The sequence below is a fragment of the Nostoc sp. T09 genome, assembly GCF_002154695.1.
Lineage (GTDB): Bacteria > Cyanobacteriota > Cyanobacteriia > Cyanobacteriales > Nostocaceae > Aulosira.
This window is the reverse complement of record NZ_MTAV01000180.1, coordinates 1-21,102: the sequence shown is the minus strand read 5'-3', so window position 1 is coordinate 21,102 and position 21,102 is coordinate 1. Positions and strand designations below refer to the sequence as shown.

At 41.1% G+C, this 21,102-nt stretch carries 21 protein-coding genes; 9 read left to right on the top strand and 12 right to left on the bottom strand.

Annotated elements, in window-relative coordinates; genetic code table 11:
- Positions 1-203 precede the first annotated feature (203 nt).
- Positions 204-830, bottom strand: a complete 627-nt coding sequence (locus BV372_RS29450) for a CPP1-like family protein (RefSeq protein ID WP_086690220.1) — start codon at positions 828-830, stop codon at positions 204-206.
- A gap of 679 nt (positions 831-1,509) precedes the next feature.
- Here BV372_RS29450 and BV372_RS29445 point away from each other — a divergent pair.
- Positions 1,510-2,229, top strand: a complete 720-nt coding sequence (locus tag BV372_RS29445) for a response regulator transcription factor (protein ID WP_086690224.1) — start codon at positions 1,510-1,512, stop codon at positions 2,227-2,229.
- A 602-nt stretch (positions 2,230-2,831) separates the two neighbouring features.
- On the opposite strand, the gene BV372_RS29440 is transcribed toward BV372_RS29445, so the two are convergent.
- Positions 2,832-3,029, bottom strand: a complete 198-nt coding sequence (locus BV372_RS29440; protein ID WP_086690218.1) for a DUF2811 domain-containing protein — start codon at positions 3,027-3,029, stop codon at positions 2,832-2,834.
- Positions 3,030-3,494: 465 nt separating this feature from the next.
- On the opposite strand from BV372_RS29440, the gene BV372_RS29435 reads away from it, so the two are divergent.
- Together BV372_RS29435 and BV372_RS29430 are read left to right on the top strand one after the other, a co-directional pair.
- Entirely contained in the window at positions 3,495-4,772 is a 1,278-nt protein-coding gene (locus BV372_RS29435) for an MFS transporter (protein WP_086690216.1), read from the top strand.
- Between the two features lie 479 nt (positions 4,773-5,251).
- Positions 5,252-7,111: an iron uptake porin gene (locus BV372_RS29430; protein ID WP_086690214.1), complete on the top strand. Its 1,860-nt coding sequence runs from the start codon at positions 5,252-5,254 to the stop codon at positions 7,109-7,111.
- A 129-nt stretch (positions 7,112-7,240) separates the two neighbouring features.
- Here BV372_RS29430 and hisIE read toward each other — a convergent pair whose 3' ends face one another.
- Together hisIE and BV372_RS29420 are read right to left on the bottom strand one after the other, a co-directional pair.
- Positions 7,241-7,891: a bifunctional phosphoribosyl-AMP cyclohydrolase/phosphoribosyl-ATP diphosphatase HisIE gene (gene hisIE / locus BV372_RS29425; protein ID WP_086690212.1), complete on the bottom strand. Its 651-nt coding sequence runs from the start codon at positions 7,889-7,891 to the stop codon at positions 7,241-7,243.
- A gap of 94 nt (positions 7,892-7,985) precedes the next feature.
- Positions 7,986-8,180, bottom strand: coding sequence for a ChaB family protein (locus BV372_RS29420; RefSeq protein ID WP_086690210.1), 195 nt, complete (start codon positions 8,178-8,180; stop codon positions 7,986-7,988).
- Between the two features lie 107 nt (positions 8,181-8,287).
- On the opposite strand from BV372_RS29420, the gene hemL reads away from it, so the two are divergent.
- The 3 genes from hemL to BV372_RS29405 all read left to right on the top strand — a co-directional run bounded on the left by hemL (position 8,288) and on the right by BV372_RS29405 (position 11,668).
- Positions 8,288-9,586 carry a glutamate-1-semialdehyde 2,1-aminomutase gene (gene hemL / locus BV372_RS29415; protein WP_086690208.1) on the top strand — a complete coding sequence of 433 codons (1,299 nt, stop codon included), beginning with the start codon at positions 8,288-8,290 and terminating at the stop codon, positions 9,584-9,586.
- 237 nt (positions 9,587-9,823) lie between these two features.
- Positions 9,824-11,026 (top strand): FtsW/RodA/SpoVE family cell cycle protein, encoded by a 1,203-nt coding sequence (locus BV372_RS29410; protein WP_086690206.1) that lies wholly within the window; start codon positions 9,824-9,826, stop codon positions 11,024-11,026.
- 123 nt (positions 11,027-11,149) lie between these two features.
- Entirely contained in the window at positions 11,150-11,668 is a 519-nt protein-coding gene (locus BV372_RS29405; protein ID WP_086690204.1) for an NUDIX hydrolase, read from the top strand.
- A 227-nt stretch (positions 11,669-11,895) separates the two neighbouring features.
- Here BV372_RS29405 and BV372_RS29395 read toward each other — a convergent pair whose 3' ends face one another.
- From BV372_RS29395 to aroB, 4 genes are all read right to left on the bottom strand, one after another.
- The gene (locus BV372_RS29395) at positions 11,896-12,354 is read right to left on the bottom strand and encodes a DUF4383 domain-containing protein (RefSeq protein ID WP_179198273.1); all 459 of its coding nucleotides are present in this window, start codon (positions 12,352-12,354) and stop codon (positions 11,896-11,898) included.
- Between the two features lie 168 nt (positions 12,355-12,522).
- Positions 12,523-12,873: a hypothetical protein gene (locus BV372_RS29390; protein WP_256973532.1), complete on the bottom strand. Its 351-nt coding sequence runs from the start codon at positions 12,871-12,873 to the stop codon at positions 12,523-12,525.
- 421 nt (positions 12,874-13,294) lie between these two features.
- Positions 13,295-13,870 (bottom strand): Uma2 family endonuclease, encoded by a 576-nt coding sequence (locus tag BV372_RS29385; protein WP_086690202.1) that lies wholly within the window; start codon positions 13,868-13,870, stop codon positions 13,295-13,297.
- Positions 13,871-14,020: 150 nt separating this feature from the next.
- Positions 14,021-15,112: a 3-dehydroquinate synthase gene (gene aroB, locus BV372_RS29380; RefSeq protein WP_086690200.1), complete on the bottom strand. Its 1,092-nt coding sequence runs from the start codon at positions 15,110-15,112 to the stop codon at positions 14,021-14,023.
- Positions 15,113-15,268: 156 nt separating this feature from the next.
- Between aroB and petL the strand changes: the two genes are divergently transcribed.
- Positions 15,269-15,364 carry a cytochrome b6-f complex subunit PetL gene (gene petL / locus BV372_RS29375; protein ID WP_086690198.1) on the top strand — a complete coding sequence of 32 codons (96 nt, stop codon included), beginning with the start codon at positions 15,269-15,271 and terminating at the stop codon, positions 15,362-15,364.
- 188 nt (positions 15,365-15,552) lie between these two features.
- On the opposite strand, the gene bioB is transcribed toward petL, so the two are convergent.
- Together bioB and BV372_RS35595 are read right to left on the bottom strand one after the other, a co-directional pair.
- Positions 15,553-16,566 (bottom strand): biotin synthase BioB, encoded by a 1,014-nt coding sequence (bioB, locus tag BV372_RS29370; RefSeq protein WP_086690196.1) that lies wholly within the window; start codon positions 16,564-16,566, stop codon positions 15,553-15,555.
- Between the two features lie 12 nt (positions 16,567-16,578).
- Positions 16,579-16,893 (bottom strand): hypothetical protein, encoded by a 315-nt coding sequence (locus BV372_RS35595; protein WP_143845374.1) that lies wholly within the window; start codon positions 16,891-16,893, stop codon positions 16,579-16,581.
- A gap of 143 nt (positions 16,894-17,036) precedes the next feature.
- On the opposite strand from BV372_RS35595, the gene rimJ reads away from it, so the two are divergent.
- Both rimJ and BV372_RS29360 read left to right on the top strand, forming a co-directional pair.
- The gene (rimJ, locus tag BV372_RS29365) at positions 17,037-17,612 is read left to right on the top strand and encodes a ribosomal protein S5-alanine N-acetyltransferase (protein WP_086690194.1); all 576 of its coding nucleotides are present in this window, start codon (positions 17,037-17,039) and stop codon (positions 17,610-17,612) included.
- 364 nt (positions 17,613-17,976) lie between these two features.
- The gene (locus BV372_RS29360) at positions 17,977-19,434 is read left to right on the top strand and encodes a YdiU family protein (RefSeq protein ID WP_086690193.1); all 1,458 of its coding nucleotides are present in this window, start codon (positions 17,977-17,979) and stop codon (positions 19,432-19,434) included.
- A 102-nt stretch (positions 19,435-19,536) separates the two neighbouring features.
- Here BV372_RS29360 and BV372_RS29355 read toward each other — a convergent pair whose 3' ends face one another.
- Together BV372_RS29355 and BV372_RS29350 are read right to left on the bottom strand one after the other, a co-directional pair.
- Entirely contained in the window at positions 19,537-20,586 is a 1,050-nt protein-coding gene (locus tag BV372_RS29355; RefSeq protein WP_086690191.1) for a glycerate kinase, read from the bottom strand.
- Positions 20,587-20,611: 25 nt separating this feature from the next.
- On the bottom strand, positions 20,612-20,944 hold the full coding sequence (locus BV372_RS29350; RefSeq protein WP_086690189.1) for a DUF565 domain-containing protein: 333 nt from the start codon (positions 20,942-20,944) through the stop codon (positions 20,612-20,614).
- Positions 20,945-21,102 lie beyond the last annotated feature (158 nt).

The following is a 21,102-nucleotide window of genomic DNA, read 5'->3' as shown; positions in this document are numbered from 1 at the left end:
TTTTATTGCCTTTTTGACACCAGTTCACCAGTCTGATTTTGTAACTGGCAACTTGGGTTAGTAGATTCCTCTGGTTAGATATTGCTGCAATTGGCAATAGCTAACGGGTAATAGATGCTGAACTCTGGTCATCTATTACCCGTTAGCTATGAAAAACTCAACACTTTTAGGCACTGATGGAATTGGGTAAGCTGTTTCTTAAATTAACGTAAAAAGCTACTAACTAACCACAACAATATAAACGTCAGTACCGTAGAAAACTGGTTTGACGACAAGCTAATGAATGGTATTTGCGGTAAAAGCCAGTTAGCAACTAGTCCCCCGATAATTAAGCCAATTATCAGCCCTACCAGCGTGAACAAAACTGCTCTACCAAATTTACCTTCCTTGCGATTGAGAAAGTAAATACTAATTCCCACCCCAACAACTAATGCTAGTTGCAAAACCTGATCGCCTGTAACTGGGTAAAATACACTAGCAGCACTCAAACCTAGATACCAAGCACCAGGTAACAGCACATCAGCAGGGGTTGGCTGATCCAGCATCCGTTGCAGCCATGCTGGCGACTGCTCACGGGGAGTTGGGCTTTCTTTCGGGAGCGATTGAACTCGTAACTCTGGAAATCGAATCCGCTCAGGCACTTTAATTTTACCTTCCTGGCGCATCCTTAAGCGATCCATTAAAATCGCGTCGTAAGCCGCTTCAATTACTTCTATAAGCTTGGCATCGCCAATGTGTTGCTCCATCTGGCGATTGCGAGCATCCTGAATTTCATCGAAGCTAGCATCTTCTGAGACCCCAAGTTTTTCGTAGGGATTTTGATCGCTCATGGGAGTTTATACTTCAGCCTCGGTCAGCGGCAGTCTTTTGTTGACGAAAATACAACTTTAGGTTTTATTTTGATCGTCACCCATATGCCGATCAATTTTTATGCCCTACCAGGATACTAGCATGGGTTAGTTTGATCGACCTGGGAATTTTAACTATAAGTCACTTTAACATATTGCTATAACTCAGTGTATCCCCTCATGTCGTTGACTAGTTCTGCCTCTACTCTAGAATTTGAACTAGGAATACCTAAATTAAGGTTTTTATGAAAAAATTACCTTTTCTATTTCAATTTTAACCACTGATCCTCCTTTGATGGAGTTTTCACCAGTGAGTTTCATAATTGTTGCTGGTATCGATCCACATATCGATTTAAGATTGAAACAATTTAAATTACCACTTGCTGAGGATAAAGATAGCGTCTAGTTTACTAGACTACTGCGGCTGAGTTCAAAATCAATGCCTACTGGACACAAATTTGACCATTGCAGTACTTGCACGTAAAAGTTAAGTCTGTTTACTATCTAAATTGTCCAGAATCTTGATTAAACTATTATTTTAGATAATCAGGAAATGCATCTCTTAGCCTTGTAGATTCTTAACTAAATCCCTCAAGTGGGAACTGCGTTTTTACGCAATTTTTCTGTTAATCCTTATGAATTTTTGTGCAAAGTGATGGTCATGGCTCCTGCCAAGATTCTTGTAGTTGATGACGACCCTGCGGTTCGGAATTTAATCCAACGCTTTTTAATTAAGCAGAGCTATCAGGTAGAGGCTGCCGAGGATGGTAAAACAGCCTTAGCACTTTTTGAGCAATTTAACCCTGATTTGGTAATTTTAGATGTAAATTTACCAGATGTCATTGGGTTTAACCTCTGCCAAGAAATGCAAAGCCGTAATGGTGTTTTTGTTCTTATGCTGACTAGCCGCGCCGACGAAGCTGACAAGATTCGCGGTTTTTCTAAAGGTGCTGATGACTATCTCACCAAACCCTTTGGGCTGGGAGAATTAGAAGTCAGAGTAGCCGCTATCTTGAGGCGTCAGCGAGTTGTAACCACAGCAGAACAGAAACGTCTGGTATTTGAAAAGCTGATGATCGATCCAGTACGGCGCGAAGTGGCACTTAACAACCTACCAGTACCCTTAACCGCTCTGGAATTTGACTTGTTACATTTTTTAGCTAGCCATCCAGGTCGAGTATGGCGGCGGGCAGAACTTATTCAAGAGGTCTGGGACTACGAATATGTAGGCGATCAGCGGGTTGTCGATGTACATATCGGTCAAATTCGCAAAAAGATAGAAATTGATGCCAGTCAGCCAGCATTAATTCAGACAGTACGTGGTGTGGGGTATAAGTTTGAATGCCCAACTCACTCGCCGCAGTTGGAAGTCAGTTCCTGAGTTTTTAGTCTATAGTCCAGAGTTTTTAACTCTTGACTTTTGACTAATGGCTAAGCCTTAAAAATATGTGAACTTTTTTGGCTTGACTTATAGTTAGGTCAATAAAGCTGCCCAAAGTCATCTCATAATATAGATTCTGCACCTTTACATATCCAGATATTTATTTGAGTCATTGATGGCTCAGGTTGAAATACTGCTTATTTAAAAGAGTGCATTCCGATATTGAGGCAAAATATATAGCCAGTCAAAATTGTGATAAATCCTCCGTAAGGAGGATAAATTTTAGTTGCCTGTGGAATGGTTATCTAAAACTCTGCTGTTTTGAATTTACAGACAATAGGGCACGATAAAATATCACCATGCCGTCAAACTATTCAATCAGTAACTTTAAAGCTTTTGTTCGTTCCACTTAGAAGTTTTTAATAGTTGATTCTGCCTGGAATGTGCAGAGTATTTCACTAGATAGAACAACCATCCTAAACTTTTGCGCTCACGCCTCATAGATATAAACATTAGCGCAAAAATTTAATCTGGTAAAACATGCCCATATTAGAGAGCAAGCCACAATAGCACCGTTACTACTATCGTTGTGGCTGTTCTACTTAACTGTGATGGAACAAAGTTTCTAGGTAAACACGGGCAGCGCGGCGATCGCTATCTCCATTTTGGAGTAAAAACAGTGACAACGCAGCCGTCAATACTCGGTTTTGATCCCAGTCAGGATGTGCTTCTAAATAGTTTTTTAAGGATTCGTGAAGTGTTTCTGGGATTTCTGTAAAAATGTTAACCGTTGTGTTCATGAGATTTTCCTCCTCTGAGGTCAATCAAGCGGGACCAATTGCTTGCAGTAAGTAGCCCGAGGTCGCACACAGAGTTTTTGATCTGCCCAACGATCTACGCCAACATTTGAGGTATTTTTACACAGTTGATGTCAACGGTTGAACGAACTACAACAGCAAGCCGAATCATTGTGCGGCAAGAGGGGGTAGGTTTGTCAATGCTGCGAAATGTTAAAAACGATTGTATAAAAAGTAATTGTTAACGAAATAATCTAGGTTTAAGAGGCTTTTTTGTTACAAATTTTAATAAAAACTCAGTCACTGAGATTCCCTAGAATAGGAAGTAAAAAATCCCCAGTAGGATGGCAAGAGCCTATCAACTCGTAGGGCATCTGTGGAAAACTGGTAAAATTGCTGTGGAAACTTTGTGGAATCTGTGAGGAAAAAGCCCACTAATGATAAGAATTACAAAAACATTACCTCTGGATGAAATTTAAGCCCTTACAACTTGCGCCTCAATACCAGTTCTCATCATGGCTTTCTCAGATTCAGACTCCTGTTGGGATGTTGGTAGTTGGTAGATTTCTCTCAGAAGTGGGTACTGGCTTTACTCTGTTTTACGCCCCCATCTTTTTTGTAAATCAGGTTGGTTTATCTACAACCACTGTCGGTATTGCTTTGACTAGCACCTCTATTGCTGGTGTTTTGGGGCGGATTTTGGGTGGTTCTTTGGCCGATTCGAGAGAATGGGGACGCCGTCGCACTTTGTTGCTAGCAACAGCGATTTCAGCAGTTGGTTCTCTAGTCTTAGCTGCAACTAACAATTTTACTACTCTGGTCATCGGCAGTTTGATTGTTGGTTTAGGTATCGGTTTCTATTGGCCAGCCAGTGAAGCTGTGGTTGCTGATGGGAGCCAAATTGAAAATCGCCGCGAAACTTTTGCGCTCACACGAGTTGCAGATAATCTGGGATTGGCAATAGGAAGTGTATTAGCAGGATTGTGGATAGCGATCGCAGGTAATTACCGGGGGCTATTTATCATTGATGCCATCTCTTTCATGGTGTTTTTTGCGGTTATCTATTTGGCAATTAATGAAACCTCTCAGCCACAGATCGAGCAATCCCAACAAACGCAACATTTCGCTTCTTGGATAGCAGCATTAAGCGATCGCCGCCTCCTCATTTACGTTGCTGTTAATATTACCTTTACTACCTACATTTCCCAGCTACACAGCACTCTTCCCATCTACTTCAAAAATTTTGTCAGGGCAGAAGATAATACCCTAGGATTGGCTGCAACTACAATTAGCGCTCTATTTGCCTGGCATCTTGTCCTGGCAGTTATCTGCCAATTTCCGATTGCTAGAGTCTTAAAACGCTGCTCTCACACCTTAGCACTTACCATTTCTGCGATTTTGTGGGCAATTGGTTTCAGTCTGATTTGGGTGAGTGCGATCGCCCCATCTCATCATCTGCTTTGGGTAACCTTGGCATTAACAGTATTTGCCTTGGCGTTGGTTTCCTATACCCCCTTTGCTGCCTCCTTAGTCACCGATTTAGCCCCAGAATCTCAACGTGGAGTCTATTTTTCTATAAATTCTCTGTGCTGGGCATTCGGCCATTTTGTTGGCTCACCTTTAGGCGGTTGGGCATTGGATCAACCACGAATCATTGCCGATAACTTTTGGCTCGGTTTTTCGTTGAGTGTTTTGATCACCGTGGGAATTTTACAATATCTCAACCAAATTTTGTCTACGGAATAATTTAAAAATATTAGCTAATAAGTCTAATATCACTTACTTATTTCTATACTCTTAAAGAATTATCAACATAAGATTAGCTTAACATTCAAATAGTAGAGATAAATACTTTATTTTCATTAAAAAGCTTGTAATTATACACAATTACGAGTTTTTTTTAGGCGAAAAAATCAATATTTAAGTCGCTTATTACTCAAAATTTTAGATTCCTCATTGAAACTATTTTAGTTAATCATAACCATAGAAAATTTCTATATATATATTTATCAATTCTGGAACTAAATATTGTTTACTTTTACTATGGGTAGTTAAAGTTCACTGCGATAATCATAAATTTCTCAGAAAAAGCACCTGAGAAGTATTTATTTGAAGCAGATACCATACTACATAAATCTGACTTTTGAATTTCAATATTTTGAAGCTCAATTAGTCTAAGATTTTAAATTTTGTATTTAATTCAAATTACTTTGTGAGGATTTGCCATGAAAGTAAATCTACTAGCTTATGCTGGTGGGCTAAGTTTTTTATATTTAATTGCTGGATTATTGCCAGTACAAGCTGCATCTGCTTTAGCAGACAACGCAGATAATGCCAAAAATTTAAATTCTACTGATAAGACAGTACCTTCAAACAGCAATGTTACTCACAGCAGGGTTTCTCAGCAAATAGAATTAACTAGAAATTCTGATAGGCAACAACCAAATTCACCTATCGTAAGTAAAGTAAATTCTTCACCCCTGCTATTAGCATCTGATGCCATAGAACAGGTCACATCTGTATCGCAACTTTCGGATGTACAACCTACAGATTGGGCTTTTGCTGCATTACAATCTCTGGTTGAGCGTTATGGTTGTATTGCCGGGTATCCCAACAGCACCTACAGAGGTAACCGCGCTCTGACGCGTTATGAATTTGCTGCTGGTTTAAATGCTTGTCTCGATAGAGTTAACGAACTAATTGCTACCGCAACCAGCGATTTAGTTACCAAAGAAGATTTAAATACCATACAAAAACTGCAAGAAGAATTTGCTGCGGAATTAAGCACATTGCGGGGTAGGGTAGATGCTTTAGAAGCTCGTACAGCTGAATTAGAAGCGAATCAGTTTTCCACAACTACCAAGCTGAATGGTGAAGCAATTATCTCTGCCATTGGTGCGACAGGCGGCGCTCCGGGTCAAAACGATCCTAATATTATCCTGACAAATCGAGTGCGGTTAAATCTCAACACCAGCTTTACAGGTAAAGACTTACTGATTACTGGGTTGCAATCTCATAACTTTTTAGGTGGTGTAGATGGTAGTGGTAGCCTACAAGAGAGTTTAGGATTAGCTTCACCAATACTCAGTGCTAGCAGCGCTCGTACTAGTTTTGAACCGCAATTTCCAGGCGTTGATCCGAAAAATTTATCTAGCGTTGGTGCAAACTCTCTCCAGCTTTATAAACTGCTTTATATCTTTCCTGTCGCTGATAAATTGACTTTGTTTGCGGGGACAGCGGCTGAAGTTTCGGATGCTTTTCCTGCTATCACTCCCTTTTACGGTGAAGGACAAGAGGCTATTTCTCGCTTTGCTGGCTTGAACCCTGTATTACGTGTCTCTGGCGGTACTTCCGGTTCTGGTTTAGCATCTGCGGCTGGCTTTATTTATAGTTTTTCCCCCCAACTAGATCTCAGAGCTTTGTATGGTAGTGTCAATGCCAATCTTCCTAGTAAAGCTGGCGACATTCTCCCAGGAGTTTCCAACACTCCTTTGGGAGCAGGGGTGTTTAGCGGTAGTAGTGTAGTTGCAGCCCAGTTGACTTTTAGACCCAGCAGTTCTTTTGATATTGGTCTGAACTATGCCAATAGTTATCACGAAATCAACATTTTGGGCACAGGATTAACTACTAGTGATATTGGTGCTTTGGCAGGAGTACCTTTAGGCACACCTGTAAAACTTAATTCCTTTGGTGGGACTGTCACCTGGCGCTTTTCTCCGAAGATTGCATTATCTGGCTATGGTGCAGCGTTGTTTGTTGATGATTCCTCTGAAAATGTTGATGCTGGTACTACCTTTACTAGTTGGATGGTAGGTGTTCATTTTAACGATCTCCTGAAGCCAGGGAACAATGCCGGCATCATTTTTGGACAACCACTTTATCGTACTGATGCTAGTGGAGCAGCTCAATTGGCAGATGCAGGTGTCAATCGAGCTGTTCCTTACCATTTAGAGGCTTATTACCGCTTTCGGGTAAATGACAATATCAGTATTACCCCTGGTGCATTCGTTTTGTTTAATCCTGAAGGCGATAGCAGAAATGAAACAACAACAGTAGGCGTACTGCGTACTACTTTTACTTTCTAGGGCATGGGGCATTGGGGATTGAGTATGAGGCTTTGAACTCCGTGAATGAGGCTTTGAACTCAATGAATAAGCCTTTTAATTCAACTCCCTTACCCCCTGCCCCTCTGCCGCCCTGCTCTCCTGCAATTTCTATCGCCGACGTTGTTGCAACTTGCGATACACAGCCTTGACATCAATTTGATGATGTGCTAGAGCAACTAGAGTATGGTAAAGTAAGTCTGCAACTTCCCCGGCGATCGCATCGGCATCATCATCCTTAAAAGCCATTACCACTTCAGCAGTTTCTTCACCGAGCTTTTTCAAAATTTTGTTATCGCCGCCTGCGAATAACTGACAAGTATAAGAATTTTCCGTTGGGCGATCGCGGCGATCGCATATCACCTGAAATAATTGTGACAATGTATCTCCAGGTGGTGGCACTATTTGTCCATCAACTTGATGAAAGCAACTACGCTCACCAGTATGGCAGGCAACATCACCTATCTGTTCTATCCCAATTAGTAGCGCGTCACTATCACAGTCATAACGGATACTTTGTACTTTTTGAATATGATTAGAAGTCGCCCCTTTATGCCACAACTCCTGACGGGAACGACTCCAAAACCAAGTTTCTCCGGTTTCTAAAGTTTTTTGTAAAGACTCCCGATTCATCCACGCCATCATCAAGACTGTGCCATCAAGATAATCTTGAACAATTGCTGGCACCAAACCTTGTTCATTGTAGTGAATTTTTTCAATAGGGATGGTGTCGTGCAGTGAATGCGGTTCTGTAGAAAACATACCAGCTAACTTTTTCAGTGAGAATGATTCATGGATTCACGATACCATTCTGAATAGAACATCTGGGATGCTTTTTACAATTGCAGTTTATTATCTAACTTTCAACAAGAGTATTTTTATCCATAGCAGACTGCATCTTAACAGCACTCAAAGCGACTTGATGAGCTTTTGCGGCTTCACCATACCAATGAACTGCTGAGTTAAAAGCTGCCCGGTAAAGGTCTTGGTATGTCTCAGACAATCGAGTCCTAATCTCTAAAGGCAAGTCTTGATTAGACTTGTATAACATAATGTTATTTTTCTGGTTCAGGTAATTCTATACGATAGATGTTCTAAGCAGTTTTTAACCCTATCCTGAGATAGAGGTTTTTATTGGCACTGATTTAGGAGAGAACCTTGGTAAATACAACGATTAGAACTACAAAATCACAAGAGATATTCGCTGCTGCCCAAAATCTCATGCCAGGAGGCGTAAGTTCTCCAGTCCGTGCATTCAAGTCAGTAGGTGGACAACCAATTGTTTTTGATCGTGTTAAAGGTGCATATATTTGGGATGTAGATGGCAACCAATACATTGACTATGTAGGTACTTGGGGACCTGCAATTTGCGGTCATGCTCATCCAGAAGTGATTGCGGCCCTCCATGAAGCCTTGGAAAAAGGCACCAGCTTTGGTGCTCCCTCTGTACTGGAAAATGTCTTAGCAGAAATGGTCATTGATGCCGTTCCTAGCATCGAAATGGTCAGATTTGTGAATTCGGGTACAGAAGCTTGTATGGCTGTGCTGCGTCTCATGCGGGCTTTTACAAACAGGGACAAACTTATTAAGTTTGAAGGCTGCTATCACGGTCATGCCGATATGTTTCTAGTGAAGGCTGGATCTGGCGTTGCTACCCTCGGCTTACCCGACTCGCCAGGAGTACCTAAATCGGCAACTAACAATACTCTAACTGCCCCTTTCAATGATTTAGAAGCAGTCAAAGCCTTATTTGAAGAAAATCGCGATGAGATTGCTGGTGTAATTTTGGAGCCAGTTGTAGGCAATGCTGGGTTTATTACTCCCGATGCTGGATTCCTGGAAGGGTTACGAGAGCTTACCCATGAGCATGGAGCATTATTAGTCTTTGACGAAGTAATGACAGGCTTCCGCATAGCCTATGGTGGCGCTCAGGAGAAATTTGGCGTTACCCCTGATTTGACTACGCTGGGTAAAGTTATTGGTGGCGGCTTACCAGTAGGAGCTTATGGCGGTCGCCGGGATATTATGTCAATGGTGGCTCCAGCTGGTCCCGTGTATCAAGCAGGAACACTTTCCGGTAATCCTTTAGCAATGACGGCGGGAATTAAGACCCTAGAATTGCTGCAAAAACCAGGGACTTACGAGTATCTTGATCGAATTACTCAAAAGCTAGCAGATGGCATACTGCAAATTGCTCAAGAAACTGGTCACGCGGCTTGTGGTGGTCATATCAGCGCTATGTTTGGCTTATTTTTCACTTCTGGCCCAGTCCATAACTACGAGGATGCAAAAAACTCCGATACAGCGAAATTCGGACGCTTCCATCGCGGTATGCTAGAGCGCGGTATTTACCTCGCACCATCTCAGTTTGAGGCTGGATTTACTTCTTGCGCTCACACAGAAGAAGATATTGAGCAGACTTTAGCCGTAGCAAGGGAAGTGCTGTCTAGCCTGTAACCTATCAACAGTTCTTTGCTAAAAATTAACAACCTCTTCCATTAAGTGACCCATAACTCATAAATAATCTTGCTCAATAAGGATTATTTATGAGTTCTTTTTATGAAGCTAGATCAAAGTCTTAGGGTACTAGTAATTTTTATTCAGTACATATTATACAAACTGATTACTATTTCCCCCTTCCCAAAGTTAAAATCTCATATCTAAAATCTAAAAGATCTTACACCTGTACCCATCGTGAATCTACGCCGCCTAATACCAATATTTGATAATTCCGTCTCCAGCTGGGCTTTAGAGGCGCGGCTGTTGCGCTGGTTAACATTGATTTGGCTGTTTGTCGGTTTGATTATGCTGTTTTCAGCATCTTATACCGTTGCTGCTGCACGTCAGAATGATGGGCTGTATTACTTTAAGCGTCAACTCCTTTGGGTTTTTGTTTCGTTAATTTTATTCAACATTATTGTGCATCTGCCTTTAAAGAAAATTTTAGGGGTAGCCCATTGGTTTTTGATACTTTTTTTAGCCTTAATTTTCGTCACTCTTATACCAGGATTAGGAAAAAAGGCATTTGATGCAGCGCGCTGGATAGCTATCGGACCAATTCCGATTCAACCCTCAGAACTAATTAAGCCCTTTTTAGTACTACAAAGTGCGCGCTTATTTGGTCAATGGGAAAAACTGAGTTGGCGAGTTCGCTTTACTTGGTTGGGGATTTTTGGTCTTGTGCTGCTGGGAATTCTTGCCCAGCCTAACTTGAGTACAACAGCACTCTGCGGTACAACTATCTGGCTAATTGCTTTAGCAGCTGGGTTACCTTACAAATATCTGGGGGGAACAGCAGTTGGTGGAGTTTTGTTAGCGTTAACGAGTATTAGTATCAAAGAGTATCAGCGCAAGCGGGTGATGTCATTTATGAATCCTTGGGCCGATGCTACAGGAGATGGCTATCAACTAGTGCAAAGTTTGCTAGCTGTGGGTTCTGGTCGTACTTGGGGTTCAGGGTTTGGCCTTTCCCAACAAAAATTGTTTTATCTGCCAATTCAAGACACTGATTTTATTTTCGCAGTGTTTGCTGAAGAATTTGGCTTTGTTGGCAGTATAGTCTTGTTGATCTTGTTAGCTTTATTTGCCACCTTGGGATTAATGGTGGCTTTGAAGACCAAAAATCCAGTAGCTCGACTGGTAGCGATTGGTGTAACTATTGTGATGGTGGGACAATCATTGCTTCATATTGGGGTTGCTACAGGTGCTCTACCCACCACTGGCTTGCCTTTACCTATGTTTAGCTATGGTGGGAATTCGATGATTTCCAGTCTGGTAGCGACTGCGTTACTGATTCGCGTAGCCCGAGAGAGTAGTGAAGCAGATGTTGTACCATTGCGAACACCCCAGCCTGAACCTCAGCGTCAGCGCCGGATTTTTAAGAGAACTAAAGTTTAAGTTTCAATAGTTATAGTTCTACATTTGAAGTTCCGTGTTCCAAGCTTGGAGTTTCGTTTTTTAAGCTTGGAGTTCCGTGTTCTCAACTCGAAGTTTCGAGTTTCATAACTGATACTTAAGCGCATGAGTGAAAGCGATCGCAAAAAAACTATCATTCAAGCAGGAAAGAACGTCAATTTTGTAGATTTAGGCAATACCTGCTTACCTGCATTTGAAAAGATAACAAGTGTTCTGGTTGTACCTTTTACCCAGGATGGTTTGATTGTATGCGCTCTCCTTAACCGAGGCATAGACCTTCCGGGAGGTCATGTGCAGATAGGCGAATTTACCTGTGAAGAAACCGCCAGACGTGAAGTGATGGAGGAAGTTGGCGTTAGGTTGGGTGAATTAAAACTTGTGAAAGTTATCCAGTCTGACTATTACGGGAGTGAACCAGAACAATTGACCTACCTTGTAGTCATGACTGGATTTGTTGAAGATATACTTTCTGGCGACTACATCCACGAAAGTTCAGGTAGAAGCATTATTGATGTTGACGAGTTTATCTCACAGTATCAAGCTGGCAATAAAGAAGATATGCAGCGTATTGTCCTAGATGCCAAAAGATTGCTGTTTGAAAATTGCGATAACAATCTTATTTGAAAACAAATGAAATTATGTTTCTGCATCAATTTTACGGCGTTCTGCTTCTATATCAGCCAACACTTCATCAAAAAGTGGATTATCTTTGTACATTCCAGCTACCTTTAGCGTAGATTAAAATCCTTTATTTTATCAAAAATCGTACCTCAAATAAAGCATACGATTTTTGATAAAATCAACTCAATTAGATAACTAGTTCGCTAGTGTAATGTTCATACAACTTCTATTTATTTCTGGCTAAGACTGTGGCTTTCCCCGGAACTTAGTTCTAATAAATCTGGTGTGGCAATAAAACCAAAGTAAATGGCGATCGCAGCAGTAATACCATGAAGCCAAATATCATTGCCAAAAATGGGGATAAGACCTAAAGTAGCCTGGGTAGGAGGAAAAAGCCCCATGAGAGTAAGCAACCCGTAGAATATGGCTAGCATTCCACTATAAAGACGGGCGCTACTTAATGAAACGGATGCCACTATGCCCAAAACGCCTACAACAAGGTGAACAATATTGTGTAAGACATTGACGGGGAACAATCCCAGCAGATCACCGTAGCCAGTTGTGAATGAAAGCCCAGCCACATCAGGTGTAGTTGCAGGCGCTGTTTTAAAAGCTGCAATAAATCCCATGACACCAACCACAGTAAAGATGATGCCGATAATGCGAGTAAAGTACTGTCCTGGCTTCATAATTAACTTCCTTATCATTTAGAACGAAGAGACACTCAATCCAAAGGATTGACTAGCAATTAAAGAAATTGCCAAGGCCTTCTCTATACAACTTTAAATTCGCGGCTGTTTACTCCTACTACAGTTCTATTTTGCTTCTACCTCCATCTTTAAACTGGGCGTGTAAACCTAGTATTGGTTAATACAATTATCATTAACAATAGCTCCACAAAAATCAAGAATAACTAATGGGACTTCTGGCACGTAACTACTCAGGAGACAGCCTTCGCTTTTAGATAACTCCAAATTAAAGGCAGTGAAGGCAGACTGCAAGGAACTTTTATCTACAGGTTCCAAGCGTCCCAGTATCCTAGATATACTGTGCAAAGCTAAATGGGTGCGATCGCTCAATTCTTCTAAAGAAAAACTATCTCCAGCATTCTCATCAAATTCGACTTGAGTTTTGGCAGTTTGAAATTTATCCCAGCCTTGGAGGGTGAGGATTACACCTCGCCTGCGTCTGCTTGGTAGTTGTTTCATCAACTTTACCTAAAACTGAATAGATGCATCCCAATAGAGAAAATTCTTAAAGGAAAATAGAAGGATATGGTTGTGAAACAAAAATCTCAGCTTGATAGATTAAATTAAATATGATGACAAGCACATTTACTCAAGCTAACTCTTCTATTTAACTTAAAATAGATCAGCAAAAAAAGCTAATATTTATCGATAATTGGCTTTTAGGAGGCAATATCGCTTTTTTTAAAAGTCAGCCAGTTACAAAGCTAAAATCAGGGTTTGAGAGTATTTATTTTGAGAAAAAGCAAAACTAAATATTTGTAAAGGCGAATTTTTTATTTGCTCAATTCACACTAATTTATATTAATAAAACTAATAGCATTACGCAGAATCTACAAGTTTAGTTCTTAAAATTCAGGCTAACCACCCTACTAACAAATTTTTAGCTATTCAAGGGAATTTTCGCTTTTTGAAACAACTGCTCAACGGTAAATTCCCACCCCTCAAACAAGGAATCTGTGAGTAGTTCATCTCCCATAAAAGTCTTTGGTGGTGCATCTGGGTAAAACACAGTGATGCTTCTGGCTTTACTATCTACCACCCACACCCGCAATACCTGAGCATCCAAATAATCTTTGGCTTTAGCGATCATTTGTCCAAAAGTTTGCCCTGGCGAAATAATCTCAATCACTAAATCTGGAGGAACAGAACAAGCTCCTTCGTCATCCCAATCTGCGGGTAAACGTTCATTAGAGATATATAAAATATCCGGCGTAGGTGCCCAGTCTCGTCCACGACGGGTCAATGTTACAGCCAATTCTGGACAAACCTCTCCTTTGCCCTGACACAATTCCTCAATTAAATTTAAAAGGGCACGAGTCAGTTTAGAGTGGAATTTCTTTGGTGACATCTTAGGAATTGCTTGACCATCAACGAGTTCGTAGGTGATATCTCCCTCACCTGGGGAAAGATTCAGGAACTCTTGCAAGGTAAGTTGATTGTTGGCTTGGAGTATCATGGCGCAAATCAGCAGTTATACCATTTTGGATTTTAGATTTTAGATTTTGGATTGGGAATTGCTTTCTGTGTTTTGCTTGATGGGAATCCATCTGTCGCATTCTTTTTTCAAATTGGTATTAGCTAATTCTATTTTTAAATTTTGAATTGTTTACATCCCCTGCAAAACTTGCCGAATAATATCAGCGGGAACTTCATCGGTAACTGTTACTACACCAATTTGTGTGGGTAAAACAAATCTAACTTTACCCGCTTTAACTTTTTTATCTAGTTGCAGTGCGTCAACAATAGCTTCAATATCCAGCCCCGATGGTAACTGAGTCGGTAAACCTGCTTTTTGAATTAAGGCGTTTTGACGTTCTGTATCTTCCTTTTGCCACATTCTCAGTTCGACAGCGATTTGTCCTGCTGCTACCATCCCAATACCAACAGCCTCACCATGATTCACGACACGATAACCAGTCAAGCTTTCCACGGCATGACCGATAGTATGACCATAATTGAGAATCGCCCGCAGTCCGGCTTCTTTCTCGTCTTTACCAACGACATCAGCTTTAGCTTGGCAGGAGCGAGTTAAGATAGCGTCGATTAGTTCCGGTTTAATGTAGCGGAGTTGATTGAGATGTTTACTCGCTTCCATTTGGACAAATAATTCAGCATCCCAAATTACGCCGTACTTGATTACCTCTGCCATTCCCGCCCGGAATTCACGCATGGGAAGGGTTTTCAACACATCTGGGTCAATTAACACTAGGCGCGGTTGATGGAATGCGCCAATTAAGTTTTTGCCTTGGGGATGGTTGACGCCTGTTTTACCACCAATTGCCGAATCTACCATTGCTAGCAATGTGGTAGGAACTTGCACCACGTTAATACCCCGCAACCAAGTTGCAGCAGCAAAGCCAGCCATATCACCAATTACACCACCACCCAAAGCCACAATCGTGGAGGAACGTTCTAGACGGTTTTCTAAGGCTGTATCGTAGAGTTTCTGAATTGAGTTGAGATTTTTGTAGCGTTCACCTGCTGGCAAGATGGAACTAGCAACTTCAAATCCTGCGGCTGTTAAAGATGCAGTTGCTCTTTCGCCATAATGCTTAAAAATCGTCGGATTAGAAACTAGCAGTACCTTCTTACCTAGCTTCAAACTGCTCATTTGTTCACCCAGTCGATCTAAGCTTCCAGGTGCGATCGCAATCTCATAAGATTGCTGTGGTAGATTCACTTTAATTACAGAAGTCATTGCCCAGCCCCAAAAACACGCCCGTGGGCTGTATTCTACCGCAATCTGGGTGATTGGGGAGATCAGGGGAATAAGGGGAGAGTTACAATGCCCAATGCCCAATACCCGCTAACTAATGATTCAATAGATTTAGTGAAGTATTGTGGAGAAAGGTAAATGTTTGCAGTGGTAGCTTATATCGGTTTCTTGGCTTTGTTCGTTGGTATCGCGTCTGGACTGCTGTTCGGTCTGCGTGCAGCCAAGATAATTTAATCAATAACCTAATTTAAAATAGCCTGCCTTCGCAGGCTTTAGTTTATATAGCCGAGGCAGTGCGTTGCGGGGGTTCCCACGGCAGTCCGTTCAAGTCGGGAAACCCGCCCACACGGCTGCCTCCCCGTTGTAGCAACTGCCGTCCAGACTTCTAGTCTGAGGGCATTTCGTCAAAAAATCTCAATCAATCATCCCACGACGGCAGGACTTGCCGCCTTTACCTCTCTTTGAGCAGGTGGACGCATTTCTAAGCCCAGCAAATTTAGCATTTCCCGGTCAGTATCATAATCTGGACAGGGAGTTGTCACTGTCAACATTTTATTGTCGTCGCTGGAAAAGATAGAATTAGCTCCAGCCATGAAACAGAAAGCTTGTTCAACTTGAGAAAGTCTCGCCCTCCCAGCGCTGAGACGTACATCAGAAGCTGGCATAACAATGCGTGCTGTGGCAATCATCCGCACAATATCCCAAATGGGAACATCTGGCTGATTTTCTAAGGGTGTGCCTGGTACTTGGGAGAGAATATTAATTGGCACAGATTCGGGATGAGGACTGAGGTTTGCCAGAGTATGTAGCATGGCAATGCGATCGCTGGCAGTTTCACCCAAGCCGAGGATGCCACCGGAACATACGGTAACATTAGTCTGGCGAACATTTTCAATTGTGTTCAGGCGATCGTCGTAAGTCCTGGTGGTAATGATGGTGCTGTAATGCTCCCGTGAAGTATCTAGGTTATGGTTATAGGCGTAAAGTCCGGCTTCTTCAAGTCGCTTTGCTTGTTCTGCCGTGAGCATCCCCAAAGTACAACAGACTTCTAAACCCATTGCGGTGACTTCTTGCACCATTTCTAGCACTGTCTCAAATTGGGAGTTGTCTCGTACCTCACGCCAAGCAGCACCCATGCAAACCCGGCTTACACCTGTCTGTTTGGCTTTTTGGGCAATGCTAACTACCGTGTCTTTTTCTAAAAGTGCTTGGGCTTTTACCTCTGTTTTGTAGCGGGAAGATTGGGCACAGTAGTTACAATCTTCTGGACAACCCCCAGTTTTAATGGAAATTAGCTTACAAACTTGAATTTGTTTTGGGTCATGATATTGGCGATGTACGCTAGCAGCTTGATAAATAAGCTCTAGCAATGGCGTATTGTATATCGCCTGAATTTCTGCTTCTTGCCAATCGTAGCGTATTCTTCCCACCGACATCACTTATCCTTCTTATAGACTGGATTTATCAAGAGCTGTCTTTTCGTTGAATATCCTAAGATACAGCATTTGGTAAAGCGATCGCATAAAGTTACGCGGCTGACTGTGGTTTAGTTGCGATCGCTTTGAAATCCATCTGCTGTAGATATTAGAAATCAGCTTATCAAGATTTTGGTTGTGCAGTAGATTCACCGACAAAATACTTACTCTACCAATCTTCAACAAAGCAATCCCCTCAACAGCTACAGTGCTAACGTTGGAAATAACCTCGTCAAGGTAAATAACACAGCAAGGGCCGCTACTGATAAATTTATCAATTGTGGACAATGCTCATTAAATTTCTGTAAACTACATCACATTTCTTTGCTACATCCCCATTCCCTATACCATTGAGCTAAATGCAGTAGGCATAAAAAAGTCATAACATCCCAACAATTTAATTAGAAGATATCAAGTTAAGCATCTAGTTTATGAAGTCAGAACTGCCATTGATAACGAGCGATCGCATGTTATTAAGAATCGGTATTCAAGAGGATATACCGCAAATTGTGAAATATTTTACCGAAAATAAAAATTATCTTACTCCATATTATCCCAATTGGGCTGAGGATTTTTTTACAGTAAAATACTGGCAATATCAAGTTGAAGGTAATTTGCTAGAATTTATCAATGACCACTCATTAAAGTTATTTATTTATCCTAAAAAAAATCTTACTGAAATTATTGGCACTATCAATTTTAGTAATTTTGTCCGAGGTGCTGCTCATTTCTGCTTTGTAGGATATAGCCTGGCGGAAGCTGAACAAGGTAAAGGCTATATGACAGAAGCATTAAAAGCAGCTACTCATTATGTTTTTCAAGAATTAAATATGCACCGCATCATGGCAAATTATATGCCTCACAATCAACGCAGTGGAAATGTCCTCAAAAGACTCGGCTTTGTTGTCGAAGGATATGCTAGAGACTATTTATTAATTAATGGTCAATGGCAAGATCATATTCTTACTAGTCTCACAAATCCTAACTGGCAAAAACCCAAATATTAGCCAAATATCTATTGTGCTATTTTTGGCTAGTTGCTATCGATAAACATAAAAATTCATGGCAAATCCATATAAAATACACAGTAGCTCCACAATTGACTGTAATAGTAATTAGAGTTCATACCAAGTTGCTTCAGCAACACCAGGTGAAGGGGGAATAAGATACTAGTTATCTAATTCCCCACTTTTTTACCTCAGTATCGGTGAGTTAAACTAGATACTAAAAATCTTGTCTCCGAACTCTGCTATTTACTAGCAAAATTTTATTAATTTTCCGTAGCTTAAAGGCATCCGCTGTTTGAAGTGTCTACGCTGATGCTATTGCCAGAGTTACTATTAAGAGAAGAATTAATCAAGCTTACTTGTAATGACTCTGGCTGAAACTCCCAACCACACAAATTCTAGCAATCCTTTTCTGAACCTCCACTACGAACCAGCCTTAGAATCTCTAGGCAATGATTACTACGACGAAGTAGCAGCAGCAGAATTTCCTCAACATCTCCTGCGCTGGCGCAACGACTTACTGCTACCTCGTTTGGGACTCAATCCTCAAGCCGTTACCGATGAAGATTTCATTAACGCCTTTGGCAAATTTCAAGAGCGCAAACCATTGTTAGCCTTGCGTTATCATGGCTATCAATTTGGTGAATATAACTCTGGCTTGGGTGATGGTAGAGGCTTTCTTTACGGACAAGTGCGCGGTATTGATGGCGAATTGTACGATTTTGGTACAAAAGGTTCTGGTAGAACTCCTTACTCTCGTGGCGGCGATGGAATGCTGACACTCAAAGGTGGAGTTCGAGAAGTTCTCGCTGCCGAAGCTTTACATTACCTGGGTGTACGCACATCTCGCTGTTTAACCATGATTGAAACAGGTCTATCTCTGTGGCGAGGTGACGAACCTTCACCGACTCGCTCATCTGTAATGGTGAGAATGAGCAATTCTCATATTCGGTTTGGTACGTTTGAGCGATTGCACTATTTGCGGCGTCCAGATTTAACCCAAAAGTTATTAGACCATGTAATTGAACAGTACTATCGCCACTTAATTACCGAAAAAGATAAATATGCTCTGTTTTATGCAGAATTAGTCAAAAGGGTAGCACAACTTGTTGCTCAGTGGATGGCAGCTGGTTTTTGTCATGCTGTCTTAAATACTGACAATATGTCAATTACGGGGGAGAGTTTTGACTACGGTCCTTATGCATTCATCCCTACTTATGACCCGTACTTTACTGCTGCATATTTTGATTATTATAGACGCTATTGTTATAGCTACCAACCAGGAATTTGTAAGTTGAATTTACAAATGCTTCAGGAACCTTTAAAAGCAGTAATTGATCAAGGTGATATGGAGCATGGATTAGCAAGCTTTGATGAATATTATCGTGCTGAATACCGCTCTTTAATGTTGAAGAAGCTGGGTTTTGAAAACTTGCAAGTACCAGAAGTTGATGAGCTTTTTCCACTAACGATTGAATTTTTGCAAGATAGCCAAGTTGGTTATCACCAATTTTTCTATGAGATGGCTCGTACCTTTTCAATTAAATGGCGAGATGACCCAGCTTTTGTTTTGCATAGCTCGGATATTGCACCAGCAACGGGAGCATCAGCAATTTTTGATAATTGGTGTATTTTATATCATAAAATTTTAAATAATTTTGCGCCTGAGCAAATGGATATAATTTCCCAAACTCTGAATAGATACAATCCAAAGACTGCTTTATTAAGACCTGTGATTGAATCAGTTTGGGAACCAATTGCCCAGGAAGATAATTGGCAACCATTTTATGAGCTAATTAATCAAATTCAATCGGGTAATTAAGTACCCATGATGAATTGTTTTACTCTGTGTCTCTGTGGTTAAATATTTTTTACCACAAAGACACAAAGGCACAAAGTATTTAGAAGTTAGTGACTAATTAATTTAGCTAGTGGAATTGCTATAGATTTTTCCAAAACTCCGATCGCAATTAATTTCAATCACCAAATCAACTAGATTGGAAGATTTGACCAAAGGTTTAATAAATAATTCTGGGTGTAGCGATCGCCAAAAATAATTGACAAATTGTTCTATCTCTGATTCGCTCATTCCTGACTTACCAGCTGCGATCATCTGCTGTTCTGCTTGTTTGCGCCATGTTAGCGAACAGCGATAATCAGTTGGATATAAAACTATTAAACTATCCAATCGTTCCCAAAGCGGCAGATAATTCTGTAACTGACGATTAATCTCACGGGCAAATTGCCGATCATCATCTGTGAGAATGGGTGGTGGTGCGCTGTCAAAAGCTTTTGGATCAATTGGTCGCACTCCCACAAACCAACCTTCAAATAGCAGAATATCCACGCCTGAGAAAATTTCTGAGGTGGTGCGATCGCCTGCACCGTTGTAAGCTGATTTATCAAACCGGGGAACAATTATTGGGCTATGTGATTGATGAATCTGGTCTAATAAATTCAAGCCTAAGTCGATATCGTGGGTTCCCGGAGGCCCACGCCAAATCAAGCGGGGGTCTTGTTGTGTTAAAACTAGGCGATCGCTATATGTTTTGTATAAGTCATCCAAAGATAAATTCAGGGTGCGGTATCCTAAGTGCTGAAGAATCAAGGTCAGCGCTTTAGACATAGTGGTTTTACCCGTTCCCTGTACTCCTAAAATTCCCTGAATTAAAGGATTTCCCAATTTTTGGTGCTGTGATGCGATCTTGATTGCCAAAGGTAGCCACAAATCCCACAGGATATGTAACATTTGTTGGGGTTGCACTTGCAGAGTAGTTTGGCAAAATTCGCTAAAAGCTGGGAGGACAGATTTGAGTAACTGCGATCGCGTTTGAAGGGCTTCATCCACATTTTCCGGTGTAATCCCAAAAGCTTGCGCCTTGAAAGTATCTGCTAATGCTGCTTCTTTTGCTTTGTGTTGCCAAGTTTCTGTAGCTATATCCGTTGTCAAAATTTCACTTAGCCATGTATTCATCGTATCCACATCCTCAGTGCAGAAATCATGAACCCAGCTTAAAGGCTTCAATAAACAAGCTGTAGGTAAAACCAACTTTGAGAATATTTAATGATTCTAGCCATAGCGATCGCTTGGATAAAAAGCCACGACTGTAGAATATTCTGCTAGTAATTTCTGTCAAAAATACTAAAATCGCAGCTGCCCAAATATCTAGTTCTGCCCTTTGTCCAGCTGTAGTGGAAATTGCCGTTCCCAGAAAAAAACCAAATAAAAAACTAATTATTAGTAGCGACAATCGCCGCCAAGGATTGACAAACCATTGCCCCAATCGCCTAGCAATGGCATCAAGCAAGTTATTCAAACGAGTGTTTTGCATGAGTGGGAGTGCAATAGAAAAGTCAAGAAATCCTGAAATATTTCTCTTTGTCAGGATATAGCTTTTAGCATAAGCTTGTTTAAGTAGTAGTTTTTTAGATATAGCAATCCGATTTGATTACTGAAATTATTTACGTAGGGAGGGAACAGGGAACAGGG